The sequence below is a fragment of the Modestobacter sp. KNN46-3 genome (genome assembly GCF_011039295.1).
In genome coordinates, this window is record NZ_JAAKGN010000225.1 from 1 (window position 1) to 5,836 (window position 5,836).

At 74.4% G+C, this 5,836-nt stretch carries 8 protein-coding genes; 4 read left to right on the forward strand and 4 right to left on the reverse strand.

What is annotated here, in order from left to right; translation table 11 throughout:
- A partial coding sequence (locus G5C62_RS28375; protein WP_241176125.1) for a protein kinase domain-containing protein occupies positions 1-1,471 on the reverse strand: 1,471 nt, incomplete at its 3' end.
- A gap of 52 nt (positions 1,472-1,523) precedes the next feature.
- On the reverse strand, positions 1,524-1,889 hold the full coding sequence (locus tag G5C62_RS25140; protein ID WP_164703164.1) for a MerR family DNA-binding transcriptional regulator: 366 nt from the start codon (positions 1,887-1,889) through the stop codon (positions 1,524-1,526).
- Between the two features lie 63 nt (positions 1,890-1,952).
- Here G5C62_RS25140 and G5C62_RS25145 point away from each other — a divergent pair, with 63 nt between their 5' ends.
- Together G5C62_RS25145 and G5C62_RS25150 are read left to right on the forward strand one after the other, a co-directional pair.
- The gene (locus G5C62_RS25145; protein WP_241176126.1) at positions 1,953-2,510 is read left to right on the forward strand and encodes an NADPH-dependent FMN reductase; all 558 of its coding nucleotides are present in this window, start codon (positions 1,953-1,955) and stop codon (positions 2,508-2,510) included.
- Entirely contained in the window at positions 2,507-2,887 is a 381-nt protein-coding gene (locus tag G5C62_RS25150) for a DUF4440 domain-containing protein (protein WP_164703166.1), read from the forward strand. Before G5C62_RS25145 ends, G5C62_RS25150 begins: the two co-directional genes overlap by 4 nt.
- Before the next feature lie 14 nt (positions 2,888-2,901).
- Here G5C62_RS25150 and G5C62_RS25155 read toward each other — a convergent pair whose 3' ends face one another.
- Positions 2,902-3,330: an SgcJ/EcaC family oxidoreductase gene (locus tag G5C62_RS25155; RefSeq protein ID WP_164703167.1), complete on the reverse strand. Its 429-nt coding sequence runs from the start codon at positions 3,328-3,330 to the stop codon at positions 2,902-2,904.
- On the reverse strand, positions 3,327-3,884 hold the full coding sequence (locus G5C62_RS25160) for an NADPH-dependent FMN reductase (protein WP_241176126.1): 558 nt from the start codon (positions 3,882-3,884) through the stop codon (positions 3,327-3,329). Before G5C62_RS25160 ends, G5C62_RS25155 begins: the two co-directional genes overlap by 4 nt.
- Positions 3,885-3,947: 63 nt before the next feature.
- Here G5C62_RS25160 and G5C62_RS25165 point away from each other — a divergent pair, with 63 nt between their 5' ends.
- Together G5C62_RS25165 and G5C62_RS28380 are read left to right on the forward strand one after the other, a co-directional pair.
- Positions 3,948-4,313, forward strand: coding sequence for a MerR family DNA-binding transcriptional regulator (locus G5C62_RS25165; RefSeq protein ID WP_164703164.1), 366 nt, complete (start codon positions 3,948-3,950; stop codon positions 4,311-4,313).
- Between the two features lie 52 nt (positions 4,314-4,365).
- Positions 4,366-5,836 (forward strand): protein kinase domain-containing protein (locus G5C62_RS28380; protein WP_241176125.1); only part of this gene is annotated, 1,471 nt, incomplete at its 3' end.

Genomic DNA, 5,836 nt, shown 5'->3' on the forward strand with positions numbered 1-5,836 from the left:
CGCAGGCCGTCGACGAGGGCATCGAGTACGTCCGCGACGCCGTCTGGCCCATGCTGCGCGGCATGAGCGGCTGCGTGGGCATGTCGATGCTCGCCGACCGGGACGCCGGCCGCTGCATCGTCACCGCGGCACCGGGCAGCACCTGACCGACCGGGTCGAGCGCGATCACCGAGCCGTCGGGGACGTCGCCGGTCTGCAGTGGCCGCAGCGTCGGGACCAGGCCGCGCTCGACCAGCTCGGCCTGCACCTCGGCCGCCGGCCGGCCCACGTAGTCGACCGTGGAGAGCGAGACCAGCTGCACCACCGGGGTGCTCGGGGGCGTCGGCTCGGCGGTGGCGGTCGGCTGGGCGGTGGCCGGCGGGTCCTCGCGGTCGGTGGCGAGCTGGAGCAGGCCGAAGGTGCTCCCCATCGCGACGAGGAAGGCGAGCAGGGTGGCGACCAGGAACGGCCAGCGGCGACGGCTCTCCTGCTCGGGCTCGTCGACGTCGTCCTCGTCGGCCGGGGGGAGCGTGTAGGTCTGGGTCGCCGGGAAGGGCGGCAGCGGGGTCGGGGTGCGGACGGCAGGCATCTCCGCCGTCCGGATGGCCGGCATCACCGCCGTCCGTGGCTCGGGGTCCGCCTCGCCGACGGGCCGCCCCGCGAGGACGTCGTCGATGGCGGCACGGAAGGCGGCGCCGTCGGCGAACCGCTCGGCGGGGTCCTTGGCGATGGCGCGCTCGATCAGCCGGCGCACGGGTGCCGGGACGTCGTCGGGCAGCGGCGGCGGGACCTCCCGGATCCGCCGGAGCGCGACCTCCACCGCGTCCCCGCCGTCGAAGCCGCGGTGCCCGGCCAGGCACTCGTAGCCGACCAGGCCGAGGGCGTAGACGTCGCTGGCCGGGGTGGCGCGGTTGCCGGCGGCCTGCTCGGGGGAGAGGTAGTGGGCGGTGCCGACGACCTCGCCGGTGATGGTCAGCGGCACGCTGGTGGCGGAGACCGCGACGCCGAAGTCGGTGAGCTTGACCCCGCCGTCGTCGGCGAGGAGGACGTTGCCCGGCTTCACGTCCCGGTGGACGACGTCGGCGGCGTGCGCGGCGGCCAGCCCGGCGGCGCACTGCCGGAGCACCTGCAGCGTGCGTTCCGGCGACAGTCGCGGCTCACGTCGCAACAGCGCCGCCAGCGACTCGCCGCGGACCAGCTCCATCACCAGGTAAGCGAGGTGCTCGCCGCGGGTGCTGGCGTCGGGCAGCACCTCGCCGTAGTCGAACAGGGTGGCGATGTGCGGGTGCACCAGGCCGGCGGAGTGCTGCGCCTCGGCCCGGAAGCGGGCGAGGAAGGTCGCGTTGGCGGTGTACTCGCTGCGCAGGACCTTGACCGCGACGTCCCGGCCGAGCACGGTGTCGCGGGCGCGCCACACCTGGCCCATGCCGCCGGAGGCGATCAGCGTCTGCAGCTCGTAGCGCCCCCCGAGGAGCTGACCGTTGGGGTGCACCGGCACATCTTCCACGTTCGGCCGCGGCGGTGTGGGACTCCTGGGGCGGGAGTCACAGCTGGCAGAGGAGCTCTCCGGAACTCAGGAGCTGGAGCTGGGTCCGGAGGGCGGCGATCCGCGCCTCGGCCTCCGCCACGAGCGCGTCGTGCACCCGGCCCCAGTCGGCGGGGGTCGGGTCCGGCGGGAGCTCGGCGAGCACCGCAGCGACCTCCGCGACCGTGAGCCCGATGCGTTGCGAGACCCGGGCGACCTTCACCCGGCAGGCGGCGTCGGGGCCGAAGCGCCGTTGGTTCCCGGACGTGCGCACGCTGCTGATCAAGCCGTGCTGCTCGTAGAAGCGGACTGCGGAGGCGGCCACGCCACTGGCCTCGGCGACCTGACCGACGGTGAGACCGTCTGCGACCTTGACTTCAACCATTGTTGAAGTCCTAGCGTCGCCGGCATGACCAGTCAAGACAGACAGGGGCCGGAGGACCGGCCGATGACGCTGACGATCGTGGTGGCCAGCACCCGTGCGGTCCGTGGTGGGCCGGTGGTCGCGGGGTGGTTCGCCGCGGTCGCCGGACGGCGCGGTGACCTCCGCGTGGAGGTGCTGGACCTCGCCGAGGTGCGGCTCCCCGACGTGGGGTCGGCGGCCGAGGCGGGGGCCACGTCGGCCGTCTCCAGCCGGCTGCACCAGGCGGATGCGTTCGTGGTCGTCACCCCGGAGTACAACCACAGCTATCCGGGGCCGCTGAAGAACGCCATCGACACCTTCGACGCCGAGTGGCACGCCAAGCCGGTGGGCTTCGTCAGCTACGGCGGCATCTCCGGTGGGCTCCGGGCGGTCGAGCACCTGCGGCCGGTGTTCGCCGAGGTGCACGCCACGACCATCCGGGAGACGGTCAGCTTCCCCCACTACGGCGAGTCGTTCGACGAGGCCGGCCGGCTCCGGGCCCCGGAGCGGGCGACCGCCGCGGCCGAGCGCCTGCTGGACCAGCTGGTGTGGTGGGGGCAGGCCCTGCGCACCGCCCGCGACCGCGCGCCCTACGCGGCATGACCGGCGCCCCAGCCGATCGGCCCCGCGCCGCGATCGGCTCCGTCCCCGACGACGTCGCCGAGGCGGTCACCGCCGTCCTCGCCGGCATCCAGTCGGGCTTCAACGCCAAGACCCCCGGCACCTCGATGGCCGCCTTCCTCGCCGACGCGGTCTCCGTGTCCCCGGACGGCCGGCGCACCAGCGGCGCGGATGAGCTCACCGAGTACCACGAGCACCGGCTGACCGGACCGGCACGGCACTGGCGCATCCGGCAGGAGGTCCAGCAGCTGACCCTGGTGGACGAGGACACGGTGATCGCCGACGTCCACCAGCGGATGCAGACCCCGGAGGGCGACTTCACCAACCAGGGGAACCAGGGGAACGGGGGCGACGGCTGAGCCAGCCGCCGTGCTCAGCCCCCGGCGACGCGGGTGTTGTGGAACCGGGCGATCCACCACTCCCCTGCCCGCCGGACCAGGACGGCGGTCCCCCGGTTGGTGAAGTCGCCCTCCGGGGTCTGCATCCGCTGGTGGACGTCGGCGATCACCGTGTCCTCGTCCACCAGGGTCAGCTGCTGGACCTCCTGCCGGATGCGCCAGTGCCGTGCCGGTCCGGTCAGCCGGTGCTCGTGGTACTCGGTGAGCTCATCCGCGCCGCTGGTGCGCCGGCCGTCCGGGGACACGGAGACCGCGTCGGCGAGGAAGGCGGCCATCGAGGTGCCGGGGGTCTTGGCGTTGAAGCCCGACTGGATGCCGGCGAGGACGGCGGTGACCGCCTCGGCGACGTCGTCGGGGACGGAGCCGATCGCGGCGCGGGGCCGATCGGCTGGGGCGCCGGTCATGCCGCGTAGGGCGCGCGGTCGCGGGCGGTGCGCAGGGCCTGCCCCCACCACACCAGCTGGTCCAGCAGGCGCTCGGCCGCGGCGGTCGCCCGCTCCGGGGCCCGGAGCCGGCCGGCCTCGTCGAACGACTCGCCGTAGTGGGGGAAGCTGACCGTCTCCCGGATGGTCGTGGCGTGCACCTCGGCGAACACCGGCCGCAGGTGCTCGACCGCCCGGAGCCCACCGGAGATGCCGCCGTAGCTGACGAAGCCCACCGGCTTGGCGTGCCACTCGGCGTCGAAGGTGTCGATGGCGTTCTTCAGCGGCCCCGGATAGCTGTGGTTGTACTCCGGGGTGACGACCACGAACGCATCCGCCTGGTGCAGCCGGCTGGAGACGGCCGACGTGGCCCCCGCCTCGGCCGCCGACCCCACGTCGGGGAGCCGCACCTCGGCGAGGTCCAGCACCTCCACGCGGAGGTCACCGCGCCGTCCGGCGACCGCGGCGAACCACCCCGCGACCACCGGCCCACCACGGACCGCACGGGTGCTGGCCACCACGATCGTCAGCGTCATCGGCCGGTCCTCCGGCCCCTGTCTGTCTTGACTGGTCATGCCGGCGACGCTAGGACTTCAACAATGGTTGAAGTCAAGGTCGCAGACGGTCTCACCGTCGGTCAGGTCGCCGAGGCCAGTGGCGTGGCCGCCTCCGCAGTCCGCTTCTACGAGCAGCACGGCTTGATCAGCAGCGTGCGCACGTCCGGGAACCAACGGCGCTTCGGCCCCGACGCCGCCTGCCGGGTGAAGGTCGCCCGGGTCTCGCAACGCATCGGGCTCACGGTCGCGGAGGTCGCTGCGGTGCTCGCCGAGCTCCCGCCGGACCCGACCCCCGCCGACTGGGGCCGGGTGCACGACGCGCTCGTGGCGGAGGCCGAGGCGCGGATCGCCGCCCTCCGGACCCAGCTCCAGCTCCTGAGTTCCGGAGAGCTCCTCTGCCAGCTGTGACTCCCGCCCCAGGAGTCCCACACCGCCGCGGCCGAACGTGGAAGATGTGCCGGTGCACCCCAACGGTCAGCTCCTCGGGGGGCGCTACGAGCTGCAGACGCTGATCGCCTCCGGCGGCATGGGCCAGGTGTGGCGCGCCCGCGACACCGTGCTCGGCCGGGACGTCGCGGTCAAGGTCCTGCGCAGCGAGTACACCGCCAACGCGACCTTCCTCGCCCGCTTCCGGGCCGAGGCGCAGCACTCCGCCGGCCTGGTGCACCCGCACATCGCCACCCTGTTCGACTACGGCGAGGTGCTGCCCGACGCCAGCACCCGCGGCGAGCACCTCGCTTACCTGGTGATGGAGCTGGTCCGCGGCGAGTCGCTGGCGGCGCTGTTGCGACGTGAGCCGCGACTGTCGCCGGAACGCACGCTGCAGGTGCTCCGGCAGTGCGCCGCCGGGCTGGCCGCCGCGCACGCCGCCGACGTCGTCCACCGGGACGTGAAGCCGGGCAACGTCCTCCTCGCCGACGACGGCGGGGTCAAGCTCACCGACTTCGGCGTCGCGGTCTCCGCCACCAGCGTGCCGCTGACCATCACCGGCGAGGTCGTCGGCACCGCCCACTACCTCTCCCCCGAGCAGGCCGCCGGCAACCGCGCCACCCCGGCCAGCGACGTCTACGCCCTCGGCCTGGTCGGCTACGAGTGCCTGGCCGGGCACCGCGGCTTCGACGGCGGGGACGCGGTGGAGGTCGCGCTCCGGCGGATCCGGGAGGTCCCGCCGCCGCTGCCCGACGACGTCCCGGCACCCGTGCGCCGGCTGATCGAGCGCGCCATCGCCAAGGACCCCGCCGAGCGGTTCGCCGACGGCGCCGCCTTCCGTGCCGCCATCGACGACGTCCTCGCGGGGCGGCCCGTCGGCGAGGCGGACCCCGAGCCACGGACGGCGGTGATGCCGGCCATCCGGACGGCGGAGATGCCTGCCGTCCGCACCCCGACCCCGCTGCCGCCCTTCCCGGCGACCCAGACCTACACGCTCCCCCCGGCCGACGAGGACGACGTCGACGAGCCCGAGCAGGAGAGCCGTCGCCGCTGGCCGTTCCTGGTCGCCACCCTGCTCGCCTTCCTCGTCGCGATGGGGAGCACCTTCGGCCTGCTCCAGCTCGCCACCGACCGCGAGGACCCGCCGGCCACCGCCCAGCCGACCGCCACCGCCGAGCCGACGCCCCCGAGCACCCCGGTGGTGCAGCTGGTCTCGCTCTCCACGGTCGACTACGTGGGCCGGCCGGCGGCCGAGGTGCAGGCCGAGCTGGTCGAGCGCGGCCTGGTCCCGACGCTGCGGCCACTGCAGACCGGCGACGTCCCCGACGGCTCGGTGATCGCGCTCGACCCGGTCGGTCAGGTGCTGCCCGGTGCCGCGGTGACGATGCAGCGGCCGGCGTCCCGGTCGGCGAGCATCGACATGCCCACGCAGCCGCTCATGCCGCGCAGCATGGGCCAGACGGCGTCGCGGACGTACTCGATGCCCTCGTCGACGGCCTGCG